This is a genomic window from Sphingomonas daechungensis, assembly GCF_014489495.1.
Lineage (GTDB): Bacteria > Pseudomonadota > Alphaproteobacteria > Sphingomonadales > Sphingomonadaceae > Sphingomicrobium > Sphingomicrobium daechungense.
Map to the genome: position 1 here is coordinate 926,209 of NZ_CP060780.1, position 22,392 is coordinate 948,600.

At 62.2% G+C, this 22,392-nt stretch carries 17 protein-coding genes and 5 pseudogenes; 15 read left to right on the forward strand and 7 right to left on the reverse strand.

Annotated features, from left to right (window positions below; genetic code table 11):
- Positions 1 to 183: 183 nt before the first annotated feature.
- Complete coding sequence (locus H9L15_RS04880; protein ID WP_187715371.1) at positions 184 to 417, forward strand: hypothetical protein; 234 nt, start codon at positions 184 to 186, stop codon at positions 415 to 417.
- On the opposite strand, the pseudogene queG reads toward H9L15_RS04880, so the two are convergent.
- Positions 381 to 1,477: pseudogene (gene queG / locus H9L15_RS04885) on the reverse strand (tRNA epoxyqueuosine(34) reductase QueG). The gene H9L15_RS04880 and the pseudogene queG overlap by 37 nt on opposite strands.
- A 14-nt stretch (positions 1,478 to 1,491) precedes the next feature.
- Between queG and H9L15_RS04890 the strand changes: the two are divergent.
- The 4 genes and pseudogenes from H9L15_RS04890 to H9L15_RS04905 all read left to right on the forward strand — a co-directional run bounded on the left by H9L15_RS04890 (position 1,492) and on the right by H9L15_RS04905 (position 6,818).
- Positions 1,492 to 2,462 (forward strand): annotated as a pseudogene (locus tag H9L15_RS04890) (ABC transporter ATP-binding protein).
- Positions 2,459 to 3,661, forward strand: a complete 1,203-nt coding sequence (locus H9L15_RS04895) for an ABC transporter permease (RefSeq protein ID WP_187715372.1) — start codon at positions 2,459 to 2,461, stop codon at positions 3,659 to 3,661. The pseudogene H9L15_RS04890 and the gene H9L15_RS04895 overlap by 4 nt, the downstream one beginning before the upstream one ends.
- Positions 3,662 to 4,361: 700 nt before the next feature.
- A pseudogene (locus H9L15_RS20725) lies at positions 4,362 to 4,487 on the forward strand (PEPxxWA-CTERM sorting domain-containing protein); the annotation flags it as partial.
- A 171-nt stretch (positions 4,488 to 4,658) separates the two neighbouring features.
- On the forward strand, positions 4,659 to 6,818 hold the full coding sequence (locus H9L15_RS04905) for a TonB-dependent receptor (RefSeq protein WP_187715374.1): 2,160 nt from the start codon (positions 4,659 to 4,661) through the stop codon (positions 6,816 to 6,818).
- Here H9L15_RS04905 and H9L15_RS04910 read toward each other — a convergent pair.
- A complete protein-coding gene (locus tag H9L15_RS04910; RefSeq protein WP_187715375.1) occupies positions 6,795 to 8,096 on the reverse strand; it encodes a winged helix-turn-helix domain-containing protein in 1,302 nt (433 codons plus the stop codon). The two genes, H9L15_RS04905 and H9L15_RS04910, sit on opposite strands and share 24 nt — an antisense overlap.
- 246 nt (positions 8,097 to 8,342) lie before the next feature.
- Between H9L15_RS04910 and H9L15_RS04915 the strand changes: the two genes are divergently transcribed.
- The 3 genes from H9L15_RS04915 (at position 8,343) to H9L15_RS04925 (ending at position 11,220) form a co-directional block, all read left to right on the forward strand.
- Positions 8,343 to 9,272, forward strand: a complete 930-nt coding sequence (locus tag H9L15_RS04915) for a HupA family protein (RefSeq protein ID WP_187715376.1) — start codon at positions 8,343 to 8,345, stop codon at positions 9,270 to 9,272.
- Between the two features lie 3 nt (positions 9,273 to 9,275).
- Complete coding sequence (locus H9L15_RS04920; RefSeq protein ID WP_187715377.1) at positions 9,276 to 10,589, forward strand: surface lipoprotein assembly modifier; 1,314 nt, start codon at positions 9,276 to 9,278, stop codon at positions 10,587 to 10,589.
- 340 nt (positions 10,590 to 10,929) lie between these two features.
- The gene (locus H9L15_RS04925) at positions 10,930 to 11,220 is read left to right on the forward strand and encodes a hypothetical protein (protein WP_187715378.1); all 291 of its coding nucleotides are present in this window, start codon (positions 10,930 to 10,932) and stop codon (positions 11,218 to 11,220) included.
- Positions 11,221 to 11,383: 163 nt separating this feature from the next.
- Here H9L15_RS04925 and H9L15_RS04930 read toward each other — a convergent pair whose 3' ends face one another.
- Positions 11,384 to 12,718 carry an NAD(P)/FAD-dependent oxidoreductase gene (locus H9L15_RS04930; protein ID WP_187715379.1) on the reverse strand — a complete coding sequence of 445 codons (1,335 nt, stop codon included), beginning with the start codon at positions 12,716 to 12,718 and terminating at the stop codon, positions 11,384 to 11,386.
- Between the two features lie 74 nt (positions 12,719 to 12,792).
- The gene (locus tag H9L15_RS04935) at positions 12,793 to 13,536 is read right to left on the reverse strand and encodes an isocitrate lyase/PEP mutase family protein (RefSeq protein WP_187715380.1); all 744 of its coding nucleotides are present in this window, start codon (positions 13,534 to 13,536) and stop codon (positions 12,793 to 12,795) included.
- Positions 13,537 to 13,652: 116 nt separating this feature from the next.
- On the opposite strand from H9L15_RS04935, the gene H9L15_RS04940 reads away from it, so the two are divergent.
- The 3 genes from H9L15_RS04940 to H9L15_RS04950 all read left to right on the forward strand — a co-directional run bounded on the left by H9L15_RS04940 (position 13,653) and on the right by H9L15_RS04950 (position 15,010).
- Positions 13,653 to 14,138: a hypothetical protein gene (locus H9L15_RS04940; protein ID WP_187715381.1), complete on the forward strand. Its 486-nt coding sequence runs from the start codon at positions 13,653 to 13,655 to the stop codon at positions 14,136 to 14,138.
- A 218-nt stretch (positions 14,139 to 14,356) separates the two neighbouring features.
- Entirely contained in the window at positions 14,357 to 14,641 is a 285-nt protein-coding gene (locus H9L15_RS04945; RefSeq protein WP_187715382.1) for a hypothetical protein, read from the forward strand.
- 99 nt (positions 14,642 to 14,740) lie between these two features.
- Entirely contained in the window at positions 14,741 to 15,010 is a 270-nt protein-coding gene (locus H9L15_RS04950; protein ID WP_187715383.1) for a hypothetical protein, read from the forward strand.
- An 80-nt stretch (positions 15,011 to 15,090) separates the two neighbouring features.
- On the opposite strand, the pseudogene H9L15_RS04955 reads toward H9L15_RS04950, so the two are convergent.
- Both H9L15_RS04955 and H9L15_RS04960 read right to left on the reverse strand, forming a co-directional pair.
- Positions 15,091 to 15,896, reverse strand: a pseudogene (locus H9L15_RS04955) (LytR/AlgR family response regulator transcription factor).
- A complete protein-coding gene (locus tag H9L15_RS04960) occupies positions 15,893 to 17,008 on the reverse strand; it encodes a sensor histidine kinase (RefSeq protein WP_395622279.1) in 1,116 nt (371 codons plus the stop codon). The pseudogene H9L15_RS04955 and the gene H9L15_RS04960 overlap by 4 nt, the downstream one beginning before the upstream one ends.
- Before the next feature lie 123 nt (positions 17,009 to 17,131).
- Here H9L15_RS04960 and H9L15_RS04965 point away from each other — a divergent pair, with 123 nt between their 5' ends.
- The 4 genes and pseudogenes from H9L15_RS04965 (at position 17,132) to H9L15_RS17065 (ending at position 22,047) form a co-directional block, all read left to right on the forward strand.
- Complete coding sequence (locus H9L15_RS04965; RefSeq protein WP_187715384.1) at positions 17,132 to 17,716, forward strand: HD domain-containing protein; 585 nt, start codon at positions 17,132 to 17,134, stop codon at positions 17,714 to 17,716.
- 9 nt (positions 17,717 to 17,725) lie between these two features.
- Entirely contained in the window at positions 17,726 to 19,636 is a 1,911-nt protein-coding gene (locus H9L15_RS04970; RefSeq protein ID WP_223276522.1) for a M1 family metallopeptidase, read from the forward strand.
- A gap of 292 nt (positions 19,637 to 19,928) precedes the next feature.
- Positions 19,929 to 20,750, forward strand: coding sequence for a PAS domain-containing protein (locus H9L15_RS04975; RefSeq protein WP_187715385.1), 822 nt, complete (start codon positions 19,929 to 19,931; stop codon positions 20,748 to 20,750).
- A 14-nt stretch (positions 20,751 to 20,764) separates the two neighbouring features.
- A pseudogene (locus H9L15_RS17065) lies at positions 20,765 to 22,047 on the forward strand (putative bifunctional diguanylate cyclase/phosphodiesterase).
- Here the strand turns inward: H9L15_RS17065 and H9L15_RS04990 are convergent.
- A complete protein-coding gene (locus H9L15_RS04990) occupies positions 22,048 to 22,326 on the reverse strand; it encodes an EF-hand domain-containing protein (protein ID WP_187715387.1) in 279 nt (92 codons plus the stop codon).
- Positions 22,327 to 22,392 lie beyond the last annotated feature (66 nt).

The window sequence follows — 22,392 nt, forward strand, 5'->3', positions numbered from 1 at the left end:
AGCTGCGCCGGGCCCGGGCGGCAAGCTTGCCTCGCCTCCCTGCCGCCGCCATGACTAGGCGATGCGCAAGATCCTTCCTCTCACTGGTGCCGTGTTGCTTTCCGCCTGCGCCACCCAGCCGGGACCGGAGCCGGAGCCGGCTTCAAGGCCTACCCCACCGGCCCGTCCGTTCCGGGTTCGCTGGTGAACATGACGGCGGCGGAGCTGATCCAGAAGATGGGTCAGCCGAAGCTACAGGTCCGCGAGGGACCCGGCCTCAAGCTGCAGTTCAAGAGCCGCTCATGCATCCTCGACGCCTATCTCTACCCTTCACCGTCGGGCGGCCTGCCCGAGCGCGTGACTCACGTCGACACGCGCCTGTCGAACGGCAATGACACGTCTCAACAGGCCTGTATCGCGTCCCTCATCCGAAGCTGATCGAGCGCCCAGGCCGCGGCCTCGGCAATCACCGGGTCGGGGTCCGAAACATGCACTTCTACGCTGGACGCCAGCGCCCCTGAGCCGCTGTTGCCCGCTGCAATGAGGCAATTGCGGATCAGGCGATCGCGGCCAATCCGCTTGATCGGCGACCCCGCGAACATCTCGCGGAAAGCCGCGTCATCGAGCTTCAGCAGGTCGGCCAGGCTCGGCGCCGTAAGCTCCGCTCGGGCAGGAACGCCCGATTGGCTGCAGCCGCGTCGGCAAAGCTGTTCCACGGACACACCGCCAAACAGTCGTCGCAGCCGTAGATGCGGTTCCCCATTGCCTCACGAAACTCCTCCGGAATCTGCCCGTCATGTTCGATCGTCAGGTAGGAAATGCATTTGCGTGCATCGATGCGATGTTCCGGCCCGATCGCCCCTGTCGGACAGGAGTCGAGGCATCGCGTGCACGTCCCGCAGTGGATGCCGTCGGTGGCCGGCGAGTCGGGAGCCAGTTCCAGCTCAGTCAGGATCACGCCGAGGAACAGCCAACTCCCATGCTCGCGGGAAACGAGATTGGTGTGCTTGCCCTGCCAGCCGATCCCGGCCGCCTGGGCCAGTGGCTTCTCCATCACGGGCGCCGTGTCGACGAAGACCTTGAGCTCGCTTGGCGCTGCATCGACGATGAAACGGGCCAGCGCCTTCAGCGCCTTCTTGACCGTCTTGTGATAGTCGCCGCCCTGCGCATAGACCGAGATGCGCCCGCGCTCCGTCTCATTTCCTAGCGCCATCGGATCGGACGTAGGTGCATAGCTCATCCCCAGCGCGATCGCCGATCTCGCGTCGGGCCACATCGCTTTCGGAGACACGCGGTGATCGGCCCGCGTCTCCATCCAGCCCATCGTCCCGTGATTCCCCGCCTCGATCCACTTGCGGATATCGAGCCCTGCGGAATCGGCGGCATCCGCGCGCGTGAACCCGCAGGCGGCAAAGCCCAGGCGCTCGGCCTCGGCCCGTATTGCCTCCTTAAGGGTTTGGCTCTTATCCACGGCGCTGCCCTTAACACCGCGCTCCATCGTTTCTCTAAGGAATTCCAGTGCTTCGACAGGCTTCGCCGCAGGGTTGGACGGAAGGGCTGGCCGTCGAAGCGCGCGACCTTGTCAAGGACTTCGCGGAGAAGCGCGCGGTCGACGGCGTCAGCCTCGAAGTTCCGGTCGGTTCCATCTTTGGCCTGCTCGGGCCAAACGGCGCCGGCAAGACGACGACGCTGCGAATGTTGCTCGGCATCATCGAGCCGTCGTCGGGAGAACGCTGCGTGCTGGGTCACACGCGTCCGATCGAAGCCGCTCACCAGATCGGCTACTTGCCCGAGGAGCGCGGCCTCTACCCGTCGATGAACGCGCGGAGGGGATTGCCTTCATGGGCGCGCTTCGCGGCCTCCCCCTCTCGACAGCCCGCAAACGCGCCGACCAATTGCTCGAGGAGAATGGCCTCGGCGAGTGGGCGAAGAAGCCGATCCGGACCTTGTCCAAGGGCATGGCCCAGACGGTCCAGCTGCTTGGCACGCTCGTCCACGAGCCGCGGATGATCGTGCTCGACGAACCCTTCTCCGGTCTCGATCCGATCAACCAGGGCAAGCTGGAGCGATTGATCCGCAGCCGCGCGGCGGACGGCGTCACCATCATCTTTTCCACGCACGTCATCGCCCACGCCGAACGGCTTTGCGAGCAGATCGCGATCATCGCCGGTGGTAAGGTCGCCTTCAACGGCCGCGTAGACGAGGCGCGTGAATGCCTTCGTCCCATCGTCCGCCTCCGCACCCGCGAGCGCGATGGTCCGTGGCGCTCGGCGCTCCCGCCCTCGGCACGCGAAGAAGGCGGTGACTGGATTTTCGAGCTTCCTCAAAGCGGCCCGGAGCCGCTGCTCAAGGCCTTGATCGACGGCGGCGCGGGCATCGAGACGCTTGCGATCGAACGCCCCGGTCTTCACGAAGCCTTCGTCGCGATTGCCGGGGATGCGGCGGCCCGGGCCATGGCGGTCGAGCCGGAGAACGTGCAGTGAAAGAGCTCATTCGCGCCGCCTTCGTGATCGCCCGCCGCGATTTCTCGGCCACCGTGCTTTCCCGCACCTTCCTGCTGTTTCTGCTGGGGCCGTTCTTCCCGGTCCTGATGATCGCCGTCTTCGGCGCAGCCACCGCCCCAATGAGCGCGACCGAGCGTCCGACGGTCGGCGTGATCGCCACTGCCCAGGACTTCCAGCAGCTGGATGCCGCCCGCAATCGGCTCCAGGATACATTCGGAGCGATCGGGATGATCGGACTCCAGCGGGTTGATCCCAACGGCCAGCCTCAGCAGGCCGCGCGCACGCTGGAGAGCGCCAAGCCGGGCTACGTCGCAGTCCTTGAAGGCGGGTTGGCCAGTCCGAGGCTGCTCGGGTCGGTCAGCGCACAGAGCGGGACGGCCAAGCAGTTGCGGCTGATCATTGCCGAGGCGCGCCGGTCCGGCACTCCTTCGGAAGCCGTCCACTTGCCCGTGATGCTGACCAGCCCATCGCCGAATGCGCCAAACACCGGAGCCCACGCGCTGACCGCGCGAGGCGGCCAGTCGTTGCTGTTCCTACTTACCCTCCTCCTCGCCGGCATGCTTTTGTCGCAGCTGATCGAGGAGAAATCGAACAAGGTGATCGAGGTGCTCGCCGCGGCAGTGCCGATCGATTCCATTTTCCTCGGCAAGCTGCTGGCGATGCTGTGCGCCTCGCTCGTCGGAATCGCCGTCTGGGCCGCCGTGGGTGCCGCAGCCATTGCCGTATTCGCACCGAACGGCCTGAGCGCTCTTCCGCCACCCGCGGTCGGTTGGCCGACCTTCATCCTGCTTGGCATCGTCTATTTCGCGATGAGCTACCTGCTCCTGGGTGCCATCTTCCTCGGCATTGGCGCCCACGCCTCCAGCGCACGGGAAGTGCAGACCCTGTCGATGCCGGTAACCATGGCCCAGGTCGTCATTTTCGCCTTCGCCTCGGTCGCGGTCGGCGCGCCCAACGCAACCAAGGCGATTGCCGCGGCGATCTTCCCGCTATCCTCGCCCTACGTGATGATCGCACGCGCCGGCGAGCTCCCGGGACTGCTGCCGCACCTCGTCGCGATCGTCTGGCAACTCCTGTGGGTCGCCCTCTTCCTCCGAATCGCCTCGCGCATCTTCAGGCGGAGCGTGCTCAAGTCCGGACCGACGCGATTGAAAAGCAGGAAGCTCGCCCGGACGTAGTGTCCGCCTTCGACCCAAACCGGCCGCTAGCCTCGGTTCTCGAAGTCTAGAGGCCGAGCGCATGCCATGGAGCCGATTTGGAGCGGACGCTTTTGGCTCGAGACGCCAACGGAGAAACAGAGAACCTTTTGGATCATCATGAAATGATCAGGAAATGATCATCGCTCTCCGATAGGCGGCTGGTCACTGTCCTCGCGCACCCGCTTCGGGGTGATGAAGGAGAGGACGGATGGCTAGCAAGACATTCGCTAGGATTGCGGCAGGACTGGCGGCGCTTGTTTGCGCAACGGCGGCACAGGCCGACATACTCGATTTCTCAGGAACAATCTCTGGGCTCGGAATTGCAGGACCGGACGCCACCTGCGCGCCTGCTCCTTCCAGAGGGATTCTCGATCCATCAACGTCGACTGGAAACTCGACATTGGGGAGTTTCACATATGGTCACAACTGGTGTTTCTCTGGGGCATCGGGTCCGATCAACGGCACCTTCCAGCTCGACTTTGGGACCGATGAGATCTTTGGCTCGGTCGCAGGCCTGGCGACACCGAGCGGAACACCTTTTCTGACCAACCTCAACTTAACCTACACCATCCTTGGAGGCACGGGCCTGTATGCCAATGCCAATGGGTCTTTTGGCGGAATCGCCACGTCGCAGCTCGAAGCGGGCGTCGGCTCGCATTTCAATCTCAACTTTGGCGGCTCCGTCAACGCCGTCCCAGAACCTGCGACCTGGGCGATGATGCTGGTCGGATTTGGTGTCGTCGGATTCCAGATCCGGCGCAAGAATTCGCGAAAGGGCGGGGCCCTCATGGCGCGCCCCAACTGAAAAATGGATCGGGGGCACGCTTGCCCGTACCGGTCCATGCGGGCCTCTCGGTCTTTCATCCAACACACTTGTTCGAACGGGCCAGGTCGCAGACGATTTGCGATACATATTGAACAAGCAATCCTGGACGGCTGGTTGGAAATGGCACTCAAAGTAGTAAGCTAGAATCAAATGCTTGGAACCGCTCTTGCCGGTCTCGCGGCAGCGTCAGCCCTGCGACCCTCCGACAATGTCACCTCGGAATCCGAACTCACCGCAGGCAGCGTGATCATGGTGACCGGGGAGCGCGTCCGACGCTCCGAGTTCGACACACCGGCGAGCGTGGAGGTCTTCGATCAACAGCGGATTGAAGGTTCTGTTGGCGTAGATCGCATTGAGCAGATCCTCGAATTGATCCCCAATGTTCAGCTTTCCTCGGGCGGGGAAGGCCCGACGATCCGCGGCCAGGATACGACCGGCCCGACCCGCGACTTGCCGGCTTTCCTCGGCGGCACCCGGCCGCGCACGACGCTGATCGTCGACGGGAGGCCTGTCAGCTTCAACGAGTTCGTATTCGGCTCAGCGCCACTTTGGGACGTGGATCAAGTCGAGGTTTTCCGGAGCCCGCAGACCACCACCCAGGGGCAAAACTCGATCGCCGGCGCAATCTTCGTCCAAACTAGCGATCCGTCGTTCGACCCGCAGACTCGCGCGCGCGTGATCGTTGGCAACCTCGGCACGCGGCAGGCCTCGTTCAGCGCTACAGGCCCGATCGATCGAGATGTTGCAATCCGCGTCGCCGCCGACCTGCGCTACAGCCATCCTGCGAGCAAGATCGCCGATCGAGTTGAGGGAGCCGATCCCAACCACGATGTCTATGGCCTCGTCCGAGGCAAGTTGCTCGCGAATTTGAGCGATTCTGTTCGCTTCCAGCTTTCCCTCAGCCATTCAAAATCGCAAATGCCTCAGTTTGAGGCGGTCCGACCGCCGTTCAAGCTCCGGGAGGACCCGGGTGCGTCCTATGGGACGTTCAAAATCGGAGTGGATTCGGGAACGGCATCCTCAACCGCTGCCCTGTCGCCATCTTTGACCCTGAAGACCCTTTTCACAGGCGGTCGGACGGAGATCCGCCGGTTTGCACCGCCCGGCCTGGGCACCACCCGGATCGCCGGGCGCGACTGGTCGGGTGAGACCTTATTCACTTGGGACCCCTCCGAGACTCTGCAAACCACAATGGGGCTGTCCCACCGCCAGGCCACCCTTCACCAGATGATCGACCTCTCGCAACTGTCCGGAATCGGGCGGTTCGATGACACGCAGCGCGCGACAGGCATCTTCGGCGAAGCCACCTGGCTTTGGACGAGCCGCCTGCATCTCACGGCCGGGCTGCGGTATCAGTCGGATCGACAGGTCAGGACCGGAGCACTTGCTGGGAGCACGTCCCCAATCCCGCTGAACTATAAAAAGGCGTTCGACGCTTGGTTGCCCAAACTATCCCTTTCCTACGACGTCCAGAAGAACGTCCGCGTCGGAGTTCTCCTTCAGCGAGCTTATAATCCCGGTGGGACGACGTTGAGGTTTGATACGGGCCAGCCGGACAATTTCCAGGCTGAATTCCTGTGGGATACCGAGATCTTTGCGCGAGCATCACTTGCTGGCGGCAAGCTCACGGCGTCGGCCAACCTGTTCCGCTACGACATGACGAACCCTCAGCGGGCACGGTCCATCGTCATCATTACACCAACGTCGGCGCTCGTCACTTTTGCGGACCTCTTCAATGTTGACAGGGCCCGAAGCGAAGGAGCGGAGCTGTCAATGGACTGGCGCCCCGATCCAAGCTTCTCAGCGAGGCTGGCAATCGGTGCCCTGTCGACCCGGATAACCGGAGTCCCCCCAGCATACGCTGCGTTCGACGAAAAGGAGTTCCAGCGTTCGCCGCACTTCAGTCTCGGTGCCGAGGTCATGTGGCAGGTCGTTCCCCGTCTTAGCGTGTCGGCGCAGGTGCGGCATAATAGCGGCTACTTTAGCGACGACTTGAACCGTGCTGACCGGCGCGTTCATGGCTGGACCAAGGTCGATGCTCAGGCCTCCTACGCGGCAGGGCAATTCAAGATCTTCGGCTATGCCCGCAACCTGCTGAATACCTTTTACCTTACCTACTTTCTTAACCCGTCCTGGGCGACCGCAGGAGATCCCGGGAAATCGGCATCGGGCTTGAGGCAAAATTCTAGACGCTGCCCAACCCATAATCCGGCTGCACACCGCGCTTCGACCAATAGTCCGTCAACCCAACACCATCGCAAAGCGCACGAAACCGGGGATCGCGTCTCAGCGCTTCAGAAGGAGGTGTGAAGAGCCACGGCGTGAACCGCCACGCCGTACTCCGCATTCCGTCGGGGCAGGCGAAGGTCCGACGGCGGTTCCCGGCTTCCGAAATGCCAACAGCGCGTTAGCGACGTCGAAAGCGGCATCGACTTCCCCAAGAGCGGAAAGTGTCATGACCGCCTGGTAGGACAGAGTTGGCGACTTCAGGGCGGCGCGCAGGTTAGCGTCGCGCGCTTGCGCGATGTTTGCAGCCGACCTGTCGCCAAGAGCCGGGAGCGACAACCGCCACAGCGACACTGCATCGGGACTGAACGACTGCGGCAGCGTCGACTTGGAATCGAGCATTGATCGAGCCGCCTCGGCCCTGTCCGTGAACGCATAAATCATGAATCGGGCAAAGCGAACGAAGCGGTGCCACGGCCACATCTCGATCGCCCGATCGATGACCCGGTCAGCCTCGCCGACCCGTCCCAAGATCCACAGCATCTGGGCTCGCGGATAGTTCGTGACGGGGGCCAAAGGTTGGAGTGCCATAGCCCTTTCGACCAGTCCCGACGCCGCACGACTTAATCCGACCGATTGATAGAGTCCCCAGAGGCTTCGCATGGCGCTTATGTTCTTGGGGTCCTTGGTCAGGATCTGATTGAGCCTGTCTTCGGTCGACGCGACGTCCAGCATTGACCGCTGAAGGATAGTCTCGGCGAGGCGTGCATAAGGATCTTCGGGGTCCGCTTTCAGCGCTGCGCGCGAAAATTGGTCCGCGGCACTCGGATTGCCAGTCTGGCTCCCGCCGGAATCGCCGAGCTGAGTATAGGCCATCAGGCCGAGCGCTTTCGCGTCGCCAGGATAGATTGAGAGAGCTTCCTGCAGCGCCTGAAGGCCCTCCTCGCGCTTATCGAACAGCAATGCGCGTTCGCCGGTTTCGAGGAGGGCCGCGAACTGCCGGTCGTTTTGGACCCGCCGAACCGACCACAGGCCAATGCCGGTCAAACCGGCAATTGCCGCCGCGGAAAAGCCGAGAACGTACCTTCGCGAAACCTGCTCCGAGGGCGCCGCCGACGCGTTGGTCCCAAGCGCTTCGTGGGGTGACGCGCGGTCCAACCCTGTGAGGCGATACCCTGTCCGAGGGATTGTCTCGATCTCAAACGACCCGGGCCCGGTCTGCATCGCGATCCGTCGGACACGGTTAATGGTCCGGTTCAAGCTGTCATCGCCAACCAGAGCTCCGCCCCAGCCAGCATCGAAGAGTTGGTCTCTCGTGACGACCTCACCTCTTGCGTCCACCAAGAGGAGAAAAATCTGCATGGTGAGGGGCTCGACCTGAATTTCGCCAGCTGGCCCCTGAATGTGTCGGCGGGCAGGGCTGATAAGGAGCGGACCAGCAGTAAAGTCGCGACGCTCCGCAAGCTGCGCTGGTTTCACCAAACCCGCATTCTCCCACCCACAGACGGCCCCATCAGTAAATGATCAGGCCATGATCGGCAGTCCGTCATCGCACATTGATTGGAGGGTTTCTACGCCGCCTTCAGTCTCTTTGCGGGGAGAAAGCAAATGGCTCGTCAAGGCACGAACGCACTCATCATTTTGAGTGCAGCTTTCACAATGACTGCCTGTGGCGGTGGCGGTGAAGGAGTAAACTCAACGCCAACACCTCAACCGGGCCCACCACCACCACCACCGCCACCGCCACCGCCACCGCAGCCACCGGCAGGTGCCTACCTGACTCCCGGCATCACCCAATCGACTTCCTTTTCCACCCTTGGGTGGGAAATCAGCGCGGGTGACAAGCTGGTTTCCGACGTCGACACAAACGGCTTTTCAGTTTCCTACGACGCTTCGACTCAGAGCTACTTCGTGGCGCTTCCCAGCTATCAGGGAGCTCCGGCTTCGGCTTTCCAGCAGACCGGGCAGTCCAGTAGCTATTATAACGGCCAGATTGCTGGGGCCGGCATGAACCCGGAGCAGATCTCGTTTTTGAAGCCTGGCTCCGGCTACCAATTTTCTGACCTTGCCATGGTCAACGTCCTGGCGAGCTATCCGACGTCAGTCTTCGCCTTTGGTCAGGCAACTCCCGCCGCGTCCGTACCGACGACGGGGTCGGCAAGCTATTCAGGGACAGCAATCGGCGTCTCCGTCTCGAATCTTTACTATTTCGATGGCGCCACAACGCTCAATTTCGACTTCGGGGCAGGAACGCTGGGTGGGCAAATGGATCTTAGCATCCATGATCTTGGCGGCGGCACATCGCATATTGGAACGTACAGTTTCGCAAACACAGTCTACGGAACCGGAAGCGCAACATTCGCGGGATCGCTGCGTGACAGCGCAAACGGCCTCTCCGGAGCATTCTTAGGGCAATTCACTGGGCCTGGCGCAGAGGAATTGATTGCTCGCTGGAACATCGATTTTCGCAATCCCGACACCAATCTGACTGAGCCTGCCGTCGGTGCCCTGATCGGGCGCAGGAACAGCGGGCCGTGAGCGATGGGACGAAAGATCCATCTCTCGCTCGCAGCGGCGCTGGCCGTTGCCGCCTTGTCCCCTGCAAACGCAAGCGAACGGATCAAGCTGTTGGCGCCGGCGCTGCTCGAACTTGGCCAGCGCTTCGAGAGGGTGGGCGAACTCGCCAACGCGACGAAAATCTACCGAACTCTTTTGGAGGACGCTGACGCAGAAGTTCGATCGGAAGCACGGTTTCGACTTGCCAAGATCCTGGCGGCGGAAGGCAAGACGACTGAAGCGGCAGTCTTGATGCGGCGGGTTGCAGATGAAAATCCGAAGGCGACCGCTCCGCGCATTGAGCTTGTGGGACTGCTGCATAGGATTGGCGACGAAGCTGGCGTCCTTCGTGAGTTGCGCTCGCTGAGTAGGCTCGACCTTCCGTTGAATATTGCAAGACTGGTTGACCGGCTGAGTGCGTCCCTCAAGTCTTCTCAGCCGCTGGCATTACAGATTGAACTTGCTGTGGCGCCGGATACGAACATCAACCGCGCCACCCGATCCGACACATTGGGAACGGTGTTCGGAGAATTTGCATTCGATGAAGATTCCAGGGCCAAATCTGGTGTTGGCTTGTCCGCAAGGGGCCTGCTTCAGAGTCGGGTCGATGTGTCGGGCGAAGTTAGCATAGCCGCCCATGGCTCGCTTGACGCCGATTTGTATCGACGGTCAGAGTTCAATGATATTTCGTTCGAAGCAGCAGTGGGCCCGGAGATCGGCCGCGGCCCGGCAAGGATTGCGATAGAGGTCGCCTTCAATCAGCGATGGTTTGGCATGAAGCCGTACCAACGAACTTTCCGCGCTTCCGGCAGTGGTCGACTGATCGTCGATCGAGCTTCCCAGCTGCGGGTCGATGCTTCCATTCGAACTTCCGACAATTTCTTTAACGACCTTCAGGATGGCCACGGCATCGGTACTGTAGTTCGCTACGAACGCGCATTCTCGGCGCGAGTGATTGCGTCGTTGCGTGGGTCATTCGATCGATTCAAGGCAAACGAGCCGGCGTATGCCACTCGGTCCTGGTCCATCGGAGCGACGATATCGCGCGACCTTGGCCGAGCAACCGTCGACATTGGGGCGGACTACGCAAGGCTGAATGCAGATGCCCGGCTGCTAATTCTACCTAAGGCCCGAGAGGATAAGTTGGCTCGTTTTCAATTGGGTGCCGTGTTCCGGCAAATAAGCATTGCTGGCTTTTCGCCGACGATCCGCATTGTCCGCGAGAGAAACCACAGTTCCGTAGAATATTACGAATACAAACGGACGAGGACCGAGTTCGGAATCAGCCGGTCCTTCTGATGTGTCGCCTTTAGAGTGGGCTTTCGACCCATTGCTGCCGCTAGCTGTCGGAGAGTCTTGCGGCAACAGCTGGCAATGGGCACCTTAACCGAATGGTGGCCTCAGAGCAGTCAGCCGAAGGGCGCGTCCAGCACCTCGTTGAGACGGAATATCGGCATTTTGAGGCCGACACGCCGAAAGTGATCGAGGGTTGCCCATGTTGCCTCGACAGCGAAGGCGCTGACGCCTTGCTAACGAACTCATTGCGACATTTAACTACGAGGAACTCTGGTCGTATGTCTCAGGCGTATTCTTCACCCTGGGAAGCGAGCTCGACTTTAAATACTTACTTCCGCGCATCATGGACATCGCAGCCAATGACCCGGCAGGTTTGATCGACCCCGAGATCGTCTTGGGGAAAGTTGGACTAGCTGGTTGGCGAAGTTGGCCCGCTCGTGAGCGCAAGATCATCGAGGATTATGTAGACGCCTGGTTCGAACTCGCGCTCATGCGCGATATGGCAGATGCCGAAGAGGGTTGGCTTGGCTCAGAGGCCGAGGGCGTACTATGCGGAGCTGCCAGAGCAGGCATGACGATATCGGGCTTGATCTCGCGATTACAGGAACCCGATGGTGCACCCGTCCTCAAATGATCTGGCCGACCGATTTCCTGTTAGGTTGTCGGCCTTCTGGGAGGACGCGCCTGAGGGCCTCGAAGAGCTGTCGAGAGTGATCAGTCACAAACCGTCGTAGCGTCCGCTTTCCACCCAAACCTGCCGCTAGCGCAACACTATCTGGCGACCCATGCCAACCGGCTCAGTGGAGCTTGAGCTTGGGCCTCACCACGATGTTCACGCGGCCGATCAGGATCAGGATCGCGCCTCTCAGAAAGCCGTGAATCGCCAACAGGTGCATCCGGTAGAGCGACTTGTAGACGAAGCGAGCGATCCGGCCTTCGACGGCGATCCGGCCGCCGATCAGGTTCCCCATCAAGCTGCCCACGGTCGAAAAGCGGGACAGCGACACCAGGGAACCGTGATCGTGATAGCGAAAAGGGATCAATTCCCGCCCACGCATGAGGCGGATCAGGTTGCGATAGGTTGCTGATGCCATCTGGTGCGCCGCCTGAGCGCGCGGCGGAACCGGCTTCCCGTCGGGAAGCTCGCAGAAGCAGCAATCGCCGATCGCGAAGATCCTGTCGTCGACCGTGGTCTGAAGCGTCGGACGAACGACGATCTGGCACCGCGCGTTCGTTTCCAGGCCGTCGAGCGAACCCAGGAAATCCGGCGCTTTGACGCCGGCGGCCCAGACCTGGAGGTGGCCTGGAATGACCTCGCCTTCGTCCGTGATCATCTCATGCGCCCGCGCCTCGACGATGCGGGTCGCCGGTCGGACGGAAACACCCAGCGCCTCGAGCTCCTCATGGGCGGCCGCGGCTAGCTTTTCCGGAAGGGCGGGAAGGATGCGCGGGCCCGATTCCAGCAAGGTCACCTGAAGCCGCTTTTCGTCGAACACCTCGAGCCCGTAATGTCGAAGCGCCGAGGCGCTGTTGTAGAGCTCGGCGGCAAGCTCGATCCCGGTCGCTCCGCCGCCGACCACCGTCACGCAGACATGCTCATCGGCCTCCGCATCGGCGCTCATCGTCCGTGAAACGCGCAGGCACTGGTTCAGCAGGCGGTGGCGGAAGGCATCGGCCTGTTCGCGATCGTCGAGGAACAGGCAATGCTCCCGCACGCCCGGGACATTGAAGTCGTTGGTCACCCCTCCGACCGCGAGCACGAGATAGTCGTAGCGGATGGCATGCGCGGCCATAAGCTCGGTGCCGTCCACGTCGACCAGGGGCGCGACGATGACTTTCCGCCGCTTGCGGTCGAGCGACTGGAGCGAGCCAAGAAAGAAGCGGTAACCCCAGCGGTGGCCGTGACTCCGGTACCCGACTTCGTCGAGATTGGCGTCGAGCGAACCCGCCGCGACCTCGTGAAGCAGCGGTTTCCAGATGTGCGTGAGGTTGCGCTCGATCAGAACGATGTCGTGATTCTTGCGACCGAACCGGGCGCCCAGCAGGCGGGCGAGCTCAAGGCCGCCGGCGCCACCGCCGACAATCACGATCTGCGTCTTTCGCGCCTTGGCGGTTGGCTGGTCGGCTAGCACGCCTGATGGGACTCGATGTTTACCGGGCGGCTTTCAACCTAGTGTGAACATTTGTCAGGCCGCAGACGATGAGGCTACAGGATCGCCTCGCGCGCCATTTCCTCGAGTTTTGCCATCAGGGCTCGATGCGGGAACGGCCCATGACTGATCCGGGCCACGCCCGCGCTCGCCCATTCCTGCTTCGGCGGCGCGCCGGGGAAGGCGATTACGTTGAGGGGCAACGGAACCTCGCGGACGACCCGTTCGATCTGCGCGGAGTTCGATAGCCGGGGCACGAAGAAGCCGCTTGCTCCGGCATCGGCGAACGCCTTGCCGCGCTCCACGACCTGATCGATCAACGCGTCGTCATGTTCCTGCGTTTTGAGGAGCAGATCCGTCCGCGCGTTGATGAAGAAATTGTCGCCGACCTGCCGCCGGATCGCGGCGATCTTCTCAACCTGTTGGGCGAGCGGGTGAAGACCCTCCCCGCCAATGACCTGGTCTTCGAAGTTGCAACCCACGGCACCCATGTGCGCCAGCCGCCAGACGTTGCGGCCGACCGTGTCCGGATCCGTGGAATAGCCGCTTTCGAAGTCGACCGTCAGCGGAAGGGTGGTGGCGTCGACGATCCGCGCCGCATTGGCGAGCGCGAAGTCGATCGGGACCTTCTGCCCGTCCGGCCATCCGTTCGCGTCGGCGACGGGATGACTGCCGGTCGCCAGCGCCTTCGCTCCCGCCTCTTCGACGGCGTGCGCGCTTCCGACGTCCCAGATGTTGTACAGGATAACCGGATCGCCCGGGACGTGAAGCGCCAGAAAGCGCTCGAATTTCTCAGTCATTGTCGCCGCTCCTGCCAGAGTCGTCCGTACAGGCCCCGTAGCACTTGTCCCGGCCCGATACAGCGCAACCAACTCAGGGTTCAGCGCGTTTGCGGAATCAACAGAGGGGTCGATGTATGACGCGTAACACTGTGTGTATCCCGCTGGCGGCGCTTGTCCTGCTTGCCGGCTGTAAAACCAACGATGTGACCGATGGAGTGCGGAGCGCCGGGAGCGCTGTCGCGGACGGTGCGCAAAGCGCGGTCGGCGCCGGCGTGTCGCTGGTCAATGTCGATTTGCGCAATGTTCTCAATGATCTTGCGCTCGACCTGAAGATCGACCGATCCAACATCCCGATCAACGCCCAGATCCCGATCACGGTCGCAGCCAACGTCTGCGGCGTGTCGATCAACATCCTGTCGATCGGCGGCGGCGGTTCCAGCCAGAGCTGCACGGCGACCACGAGCTCCCCGGAGCTCGCACAAGCGGTTCAGCAACAGCTTGCCGCCAATGGCTCGGTCGGCGGCGGGGCGCAGACGACGACAAGCGCGCAAGGCACAAGCGGCAGCGGGACGACAACGACCCCGCCGCAGCAGCAACCCACAACCCAACCCCCACAGTAGCTTTCCGGGAGGACTATCATGTTGAAATCGTGGCTTTTGGCCGGCGCGGTCGCGTCGGCGACGCTCCTTGCCGCCTGCAAGACGAATGACACCGCACCCCAGAGCGCGTCAGACGGCAGTGCTGGCACGACTGCCGGCACCGGGACGACAGGAGGCACGGGCGCCGGAGACGGCGGCAGCGGCACTTCCACCGGGGGTCGGGAAGCATTCCGACGCTGGTGAACGTGAACCTGCAGAACGTCCTCAACGACCTTTCCGTGTCGTTGCAGGTCAACCGCAACTCGATTCCCGTCACCGCCCAGGTGCCTGTGGATGTCGCGGCAACGGTGTGCGGAGTCTCGGTCGATGCCCTCGCGGCCTCTGTCGCGAGCGGCAACGCCACTTGTACTGCGACCACTACCAGTCCGCAGCTGACGCAAGTCGTCCAGCAGCAAATCTCCACGGGCGGGAACGTCGGCGGAGGCGATCAGACGACCACGACTCCACCGCCGCCAGGAAACTAAGATTTCGGCGGTGGAACAGAAAACATCTGTAAGCGTATTGCTCACTTCGAGAAGATGAGGCTACCTCAGGCATCTCGTGTCAAAACAGGGAATGAACTGATGAAGAAGATTTCGACCGCTTTCGCAGTGGCCCTCGGCGTCGCTGCTCTCGCAGCTTGTAACCAGAGCCCGCAGGAGCAGGCCGCCGACAACATCGAGGCAAACGCCGAGAACACGGCCGATGCCATCGAAGCCAATGCTGACGATGTTCCGGGTGTCACCCTGAACGAGACTGCCGACAACGCCGCCGACGCAGTTCGCGCCGAGGGCGAGAACGCTGCCGATGCAGTTCGCAACGGCGCCGACGCTGACGGCAATAGCGCGAATTAATTTCGCTCAAGCCGCGCGCACGCACGCGGTTTGAAAGGGGCGCTCCGAACGGGGCGCCCCTTTTTTTTATGGGCTGGGTTCTAGTGGACGAACCGGGCGACGACGTCGCGATAGGACCGGGACACTTTCACCTGCGCACCCGAATCGAGCACCAGGAAGCATTCCCCGTTGGTGTGGGGCTTCACCTGGCGGACGAGGTCGAGGTTGACGATGGTCGAGCGGTGCACGCGCTGGAAACGGCGGGGGTCGAGCCGCTTTTCGAGATCCTTCATCGTCTCGCGCAGGATCAAAGTGTTCTCGCCGGTCTGGATGCACATGTAGTCCCCGGCAGCATCGATCCGCTCGATCGTGTCGACGTCGACGCGGAAGATCTGCCCTGGTCCTTGATGTTGATCATCTTCTCGTAGCGGTCGGGTGCGTGGCCCTCCGGCGTCCCCGCTTCGGCCAGTTCCTCCGCCGCTTCGGGAGCATGTTCGGCCAGCGCCTCCTTCAGGCGCCCGGCCTCCTCGGCGCTTCTCTTTTCCGATAGGCGCTGTCGAACCCGGTCGAGCGTCGCCGCAAGCCGGTCTTCCTCGACCGGCTTCATGAGGTAATCGACCGCCTGCGCCTCGAACGCGCGGAGGGCGTGGTCGCCATAGGCCGTGACGAACACGAACAGTGGCGGCTCGACGTCCATCAGGCCCTGGATGACGGAAAATCCGTCGAAGCCGGGCATCTGGATGTCGAGGAAGACGAGGTCCGGCTTGTGGGTCTTGATGGCCCTGATGGCCTCACGCCCGTTGGCCGCAGTGGCGACGACTTCGACGTCGTCGTGAGCCTCGAGCCGGAGCTGAAGCCCCTGGGTCGCCAGCGGCTCGTCGTCGACGAGCACGGTGCGAATGGTCATGTGTCCTTGTCTCCGGTTTCGTAGGGAATTTCTACAATAACGCTGAACCCCCCTTTGTCGTTCTCTTGAGTCGCAAAACCATGGGCAGGACCATAGGCCTGCGTCAGACGGTCTCGAATGTTCGCCAGTCCGACGCCGGTCGACGGGCTCGCCGACAAGTCCGCACCCTCGGCCGATCCGTTGTCGGCCACTTCGATCCTCACGCCCTGCCCCTGCCGGGTCGCGTTGATCCAGATGTCGGCCCCGTCCTCGCTCGGCGTCACCGCATATTTGATCGCATTTTCGATCAGCGGCTGGAGCAACAGCGATGGCAAGCGGGCGCCGATCGTTTCCGGCTCAATCTTGAAATGGGGACGGAGCCGGTCCTCGAAGCGCATCTTTTCGATCTCGAGGTACAGCTTCAAAGTCTCCACTTCCTGGGCCAGGGTCACCTTCGCGGTCGGCTCATTGGCCAAGGTATAGCGAAGGAAGGATGACAGCCGCGCAAGCATCGCATTCGCCCGCTCGGTCTGCTTCAGAAGCACCAATGTGGAGATTGAGTTGAGCGTATTGAAGAGGAAGTGAGGATTGAGCTGGTAGCGCAGCATCGCCAGCTGGGCGGTCGAAGCCTGGCTTTCCAGCCGCTCGCGCTGCTTGATCTCACTTTCCAGCAGGAGGAAATAGTTGATCCCGTAATAGAGCGCGGCCCAGGCCGCGAGTAAAGCGAAGTCGAGAAGGATCGCGCTGAGGTAGGTGCGCGGTCCAAGCTCCAGGTTCGGCTTCAGGAAGGTCGCGACGCTCCAGGTCTCGATGATCGAGAAGGCCGTCGCGGCGAGGACAACCACGGCGAGCGACAGGACCAGGGTCCAGATCGGCTTCATCGCGATCAGCCGCCGGAACAGCGACGCCATCAGCAGGGTCAAAGAATAGCCGGTGGCCGTCAGCAGTGCGGTGTGCACCAGCCAGACGAGGCCCATGCTGTTCGAGAAGCCTGACAAAGACCGCAGGATGAAATAGCCGGTCCAACCGGCGCTCTGGAGGATCCAGAAGGCACGGTTCTTGTCATCGAAGAACGGCTGGTCGAGACCGACGCCCGCCATCAGCGGCTGGGCGGGCGAGCGGGCGGCGGCCATGCCGGCTTGCTGTTTCAATGCTGCGCTATCGGTCGCCATTGCCGGTTGGGATATAGAGGGCAATTCAGCCATTGCGAGCAAAGGCAGGAAGCGGCAATCCGGTCCGCCACGGGAGAGACACGGATGAACGAACATGCTCCGCGCGCGAAGTTTCGCAGCATGGACCAAGGTACGGCGGAAGACTGGGCAACCATCGGGAGCCATTTCTTCCCCTTTGCCCAGGGTCTCGCCGACCGCGTGCTGACCCACCTGAAGCTGCTCGACGGCGACTATGGCGGCTTCCCGATCGACCGCCTCCAGCACTCCCTGCAGACCGCGACTCGCGCTCATCGGGGCGGCGAATCCGAGGACTATGTGGTGATGGCGCTGCTTCATGACATCGGCGACACGCTCGGGACCCTCAACCATCCCGACATTGCGGCGGCCATCATCAAGCCCTTCGTCGATGAGAAGCTGCACTGGATGTGCGAGCACCATGGCATCTTCCAGGGGTATTACTTCTTCCATTACCTCGGAATGGACCGCGACATGCGGGAGCAATTTCGGGGCCATCCGCACTTCGAGGATACTGCCCGGTTCTGCGAGATTTACGACCAGACAGCGTTCGACGAAGCGTATGACACGGCACCGCTCGACTTTTTCGAGCCGATGGTGCGGCGCTTTTTCTCGGCACCGAAGCGGTCGATCTACGTTAGCACCGCCGAATAAGGACCCTACATGAGCTTTGTACGTACGGCCGTTGCGGCGGCCGCAATCATTGTTGCGGGCTGCAACTCATCGCAAACCAATACGGCCATGAACGCCGCCGATAATCAGACCGAAGCCAGTATCGCGCCGGTCCTCGAAACTGCCGATGCCAAGGACTCAGCCAGCTACGCCCGTCCGTTGGAAGCGCGCGTCCACCACGTCGCGCTCGACCTCAACGTCGATTTCGAGACGAAGCGTCTAGGCGGCACTGCGACCCTCGACATCGATCGCAAGCCGGACGCGAAGGAGATCGTCCTCGACGATAAGGGCCTGGAAATCGCCAGCATCACCGACGGCTCCAACCAGCCGCTCGACTACAAGGTCGGTCCGTCCGATCCCAAGCTAGGCTCTCCGCTCGCGATCTCGCTGCGCCCGGACACCGACCGGTTGATCATCAAGTACAAAAGCGCTCCGGATGCTGGCGCGCTGCAGTGGCTGACCCCGGAGCAGACCGCGGGGAAGAAAATGCCCTACCTGTTCAGCCAGGGCCAGGCGATCGAGAACCGGAGCTGGATTCCAACCCAGGACTCACCCGGCATCCGCCAGACGTGGGAAGCGACGATCCACGTTCCGGCGGGTCTGACGGCGGTCATGAGCGCCCCGAAGGCGGCCGAGCCGATGACCCAGGGCGGCGAGAGCGTCTTCACCTACAAGATGGATCACAGTGTCGCTCCGTACATGATCGCAATCGCGGTCGGAGACCTCGCCTTCAAGCCGCTCGGCAAGCGAACCGGCGTCTGGACCGAGCCGGCCATGCTCGATCGTGCCGCGGCAGAGCTCGCGGACACTGAGAAAATGGTCGAGGCTGCCGAGACGCTCTACGGGCCCTATCGCTGGGGTCGCTACGACGTCCTCGTCCTACCGCCAGCTTTCCCATACGGCGGCATGGAAAACCCGACTCTGACGTTCCTGACGCCGACCTTCATTGCGGGCGACAAGAGTCTCGTCGGCCTTGTTGCTCACGAGCTTGCACACAGCTGGTCCGGCAATCTCGTCACGAATGCCAATTGGAGCGACAGCTGGCTCAACGAAGGGGTCACTTCCTACTTCGAGAATCGGATCATGGAGGCGCTCTACGGCCCTAAGCGAGCCGCGCAGGAAGCTGCGCTCAGCTTCGACGAGATGGAGAAAGCGTTCGCCGAAGAGGGCATTAATGGCCCCAACACGCAACTTCACCTAAGCCCGAAGGAAGGTGTGCCCGATGGAGGCGCAGGCGGAATTATTTACGATAAGGGCGCCGTCTTCCTGCGAACGATGGAAAAGATCGTCGGCCGCGAGAAATGGGACGCCTATCTGCACTCATACTTCGACCGTCACGCCTTCCAGCCGATGACTTCCGCCTTGTTTTTGGCCGATTTGCGGGAAAAGCTGGTCAAGGGCGACAAGGCCCTCGAGCAGAAGCTTCAACTCGACAATTGGCTCTATAAGCCGGGCCTGCCCTCGAACGTCGCACGGCCCGATCCGGCCGCGTTCGCGGATGTGGACAAGGCCGTTTCCGCATTCACCGTCGGGGGACCGGTGCCAGCAGGCTTCAGCAGCTGGACGACGGCCGAAAAACTGCGATTCCTCAACAAGTTGCCTCGGAAGCTGCCGACTGCCCGGCTCGACCAGCTGAACAAGACGCTCAAATTGAACGACGCCGGCAACCAGGAAGTCCTGTTCGCCTGGCTCGATCTGGCCATTCGCAACCGATACGACCCTGCGGTCCCGGCGCTCGAGCATTTCCTGACTTCGCAGGGCCGACGCAAATTCGTGCGTCCGTTAATCCAAACTCTGGCCTCGGATAACGCGTGGGGCGGCCCATCGCGGCACGCGTCTACAAGGTTGCGAGGAGCTCCTATCACCCCATTACGCAGAGGGATTTGGACAAACTTAAATTAGGCAGTTGAGAGCTACGTCTTAACCGCGTCTCAACCCTCTTCGGCTACCGCTTGCTTAGACCAGAAGTAGCGAGCGCAATGTACGAAGCTCCCGACCGTTATAAGCGGATGATTTCAGCGCGCCTGCCGGACGGCGAGTCCCTCGGGCTCGCCAGCGATCCGTCGGACAACGCCAGTACTCCGCTTAAGGACGTCCAGTTGATTTCCAGGGCGCAGCTCGCGCCCTTTTTCGCCGCCGCGAACATCGTTGCTGCGCTGATGATGGCCGCTGCCCTCTGGGCGACGTCGATGAAATGCTCGTGGTTCCGTGGGCCTTGGCTGTTGCGGGGATCAACCTCCTCGCGCTTCACATCGCCAAGACCCAGGCGATCACGCACATCGGCAGGTCGGGACGACGCGTCCCCGACTGGATGATGATCGGCGAAGTCGTCCTTCGTGCGGCAGTCTGGCTGTCACTTCCGCTCTACGTTTTCGTCGGTCTTCCACCGGGCGGGCAGGTCATCGCGGCATCGATCGCTGCGGGCCTCGGCGTCGCCGGGCTCGGCCTTGTAGTCCATCCGCGCTCAGTGATTGGATGGATGTCGACGTTTACGGCAGGCCTGGCTGCGGCACTTCTACTCGGCCGCAACACGGTGCCGTTCCAGCACATGCTTTCGATCCTGTTCACACTTGGCGTGTCGATTTTCGGTGTCCTCAACGTCGCCCGCTGGGCCTTCGAGCAATTGAAGACCAACGCGACGTTCAGCGCCCAGAGCGAAAGTGCCAGCCTTTTGCTGCAGGAATATGAGCAGCGCGGCGTGGGTTGGCTCTGGCAGGTCGATGCGGAAAATCGCGTCACCTACATCAGCTCGCGAATGACGGCCTTGCTGGGACGCCCCGCCAGCCAGTTGCTCGGCCACTCGATGCCCTCTTTGCTCGGCGGTCATGCGGAGCTGGGCCGCAAGCTGCTCGAGAAGCAACCCTTCAATGCGCTCGACATGGAATTGCAGACGGCCGCGGGCCTCGCTGGATCTCGATCGCGGGCGACCCCATCATTGATACCGCTGGCCGCTTCGAGGGCTTCCGCGGCGTCGGCAGCGACATCACGGAGATGCGCCAGACGCAGGAGCGCCTGACCCACCTCGCCAACATGGATGTGCTTTCCGGCCTGCCCAACCGCGGTCGCGTTCGTCAGCTTCTCGGCGACGCCCTGCGCCAGGCGACGGCGAACAACACCCCTTGCGCGATCCTTTTTCTCGATCTGGACGGCTTCAAGCCGGTCAACGACACGTTCGGCCACCCGAAGGGCGACGCCGTCCTGCGCGCCGTTGCCAAGCGTCTGGTCGATGAAGTCGGCGCCGACGGGCACGTCGGCCGCATGGGCGGCGACGAGTTCGCCATCGTCATCACCGACGCCCAGAGCCGCAAGCTGGTCGAGCAACTTTGTGATCGCATCATCGTGTCGATCAAGGAGCCCTACATGATCGACCAGACCGAGATCCGCATCGGCGTCTCGGTCGGCTGCGCCTTCGGCCCAATCGACGGCGCCACGGTCGACGACCTGATCCTCAAGGCCGACCTTGCGCTCTATCAGGCGAAGGACGCCGGACGCGGCGTCGCGCGCTACTTCTCGTCCGAATTGCAGTCGGAACAGGAAGACCGCGTTCGTCTGGAACAGGATCTCCGCCAGGCGGTCACCTCCAAGCAGTTCCACCTCGCATTCCAGCCTCTGGTCAGCGCCAAGAATCAGAAGCTCGTCGGATTCGAGGCCCTTATCCGCTGGAACCACCCACAGCGAGGGTTCGTGCCGCCGGGGTCTTTATCCCGGTTGCCGAGGAATCGGGCCTGATGGTTCAAATCGGCGAATGGGTCATCGACGAGGCTTGCCGCGCCGTCGCCACCTGGCCGGACCCGATCACCGTCGCGCTGAACATCAGCCCGAAGCAGATCGTGCTTCCGTCACTCCCGAACGTCGTCAGCGAGGCTCTCGCCCGTTGGAAAGTACCGGGCAACCGCATCGAGCTGGAAGTGACCGAAGGCGTGTTCCTTGGCGACAACGGGCCAACGCTAGACGTCATGAAGCGGCTTCGCGCGCTGGGCGTCGGCATTGCGCTCGACGACTTCGGCACCGGCTATTCGTCGATCGGCTATCTGAACAAGGCGATCTTCCACAAGCTGAAGATCGACGGCAGCTTCGTCCGCGATTGCGGCTCGCGGCCCGAAAACGTCGCGATCATCAAGTCGATTGTCCAGCTGGCCAAGAGCTTCCGCATGTCGGTGACCGCGGAAGGCGTCGAGACTGCCGAAGATTTCGAGCGGATGCGCGAACTCGGCTGCGACACGATCCAGGGCTACTTGTTCGGCAAACCTCTGTCTTATGAGCGAGCGAACCAGATGGTGGTTGGATTGGGCGCCAAGAGGATGGCGGGCTGATCAATAGCGAGCGAGGATGAATTCCCGCGCGCGTTCATATTCGTACGGCGTCACCCTCCCGTCACCGTCGCCATCTGCGAGGTCCTTGAACGCAAGCGCGGCCGGCTGGGCCTCCTCGATCGAAATCCGGCCGTCGCCATTGGTATCGAACGTTCGCCTGGCCCACTGGTCTAGCACCCAGTCGCGCTCGAACAGCTCGACCGCATGAGGGTTGAGCGAGGCCGGCGCTGGCGCAGGTTGAGTCGCGACTGAGAGGACCGTGAGAAGCAACCCAACCATGAAACGCTAAACGCAGAGCCGCTCGCGTTGCTCCCGGCTGTTGACTTGGAGGGCTGCCGGACGGAC

What these genes read in the sequence shown, in the direction of transcription:
- H9L15_RS04910 (WP_187715375.1), bottom strand. Translation starts at nt 8,096, where the DNA reads ATGCAGATTTTTCTCCTCTTGGTGGACGCAAGAGGTGAGGTCGTCACG.
- H9L15_RS04920 (WP_187715377.1), top strand. Translation starts at nt 9,276, where the DNA reads ATGGGACGAAAGATCCATCTCTCGCTCGCAGCGGCGCTGGCCGTTGCC.
- H9L15_RS04960 (WP_395622279.1), bottom strand. Translation starts at nt 17,008, where the DNA reads ATGGCCGCCGCCCGCTCGCCCGCCCAGCCGCTGATGGCGGGCGTCGGT.
- H9L15_RS04950 (WP_187715383.1), top strand. Translation starts at nt 14,741, where the DNA reads ATGAAGAAGATTTCGACCGCTTTCGCAGTGGCCCTCGGCGTCGCTGCT.
- H9L15_RS04935 (WP_187715380.1), bottom strand. Translation starts at nt 13,536, where the DNA reads ATGACTGAGAAATTCGAGCGCTTTCTGGCGCTTCACGTCCCGGGCGAT.
- H9L15_RS04965 (WP_187715384.1), top strand. Translation starts at nt 17,132, where the DNA reads ATGAACGAACATGCTCCGCGCGCGAAGTTTCGCAGCATGGACCAAGGT.
- H9L15_RS04915 (WP_187715376.1), top strand. Translation starts at nt 8,343, where the DNA reads ATGGCTCGTCAAGGCACGAACGCACTCATCATTTTGAGTGCAGCTTTC.
- H9L15_RS04925 (WP_187715378.1), top strand. Translation starts at nt 10,930, where the DNA reads ATGGACATCGCAGCCAATGACCCGGCAGGTTTGATCGACCCCGAGATC.
- H9L15_RS04975 (WP_187715385.1), top strand. Translation starts at nt 19,929, where the DNA reads ATGCTCGTGGTTCCGTGGGCCTTGGCTGTTGCGGGGATCAACCTCCTC.
- H9L15_RS04940 (WP_187715381.1), top strand. Translation starts at nt 13,653, where the DNA reads ATGACGCGTAACACTGTGTGTATCCCGCTGGCGGCGCTTGTCCTGCTT.
- H9L15_RS04990 (WP_187715387.1), bottom strand. Translation starts at nt 22,326, where the DNA reads ATGGTTGGGTTGCTTCTCACGGTCCTCTCAGTCGCGACTCAACCTGCG.
- H9L15_RS04970 (WP_223276522.1), top strand. Translation starts at nt 17,726, where the DNA reads ATGAGCTTTGTACGTACGGCCGTTGCGGCGGCCGCAATCATTGTTGCG.
- H9L15_RS04905 (WP_187715374.1), top strand. Translation starts at nt 4,659, where the DNA reads ATGCTTGGAACCGCTCTTGCCGGTCTCGCGGCAGCGTCAGCCCTGCGA.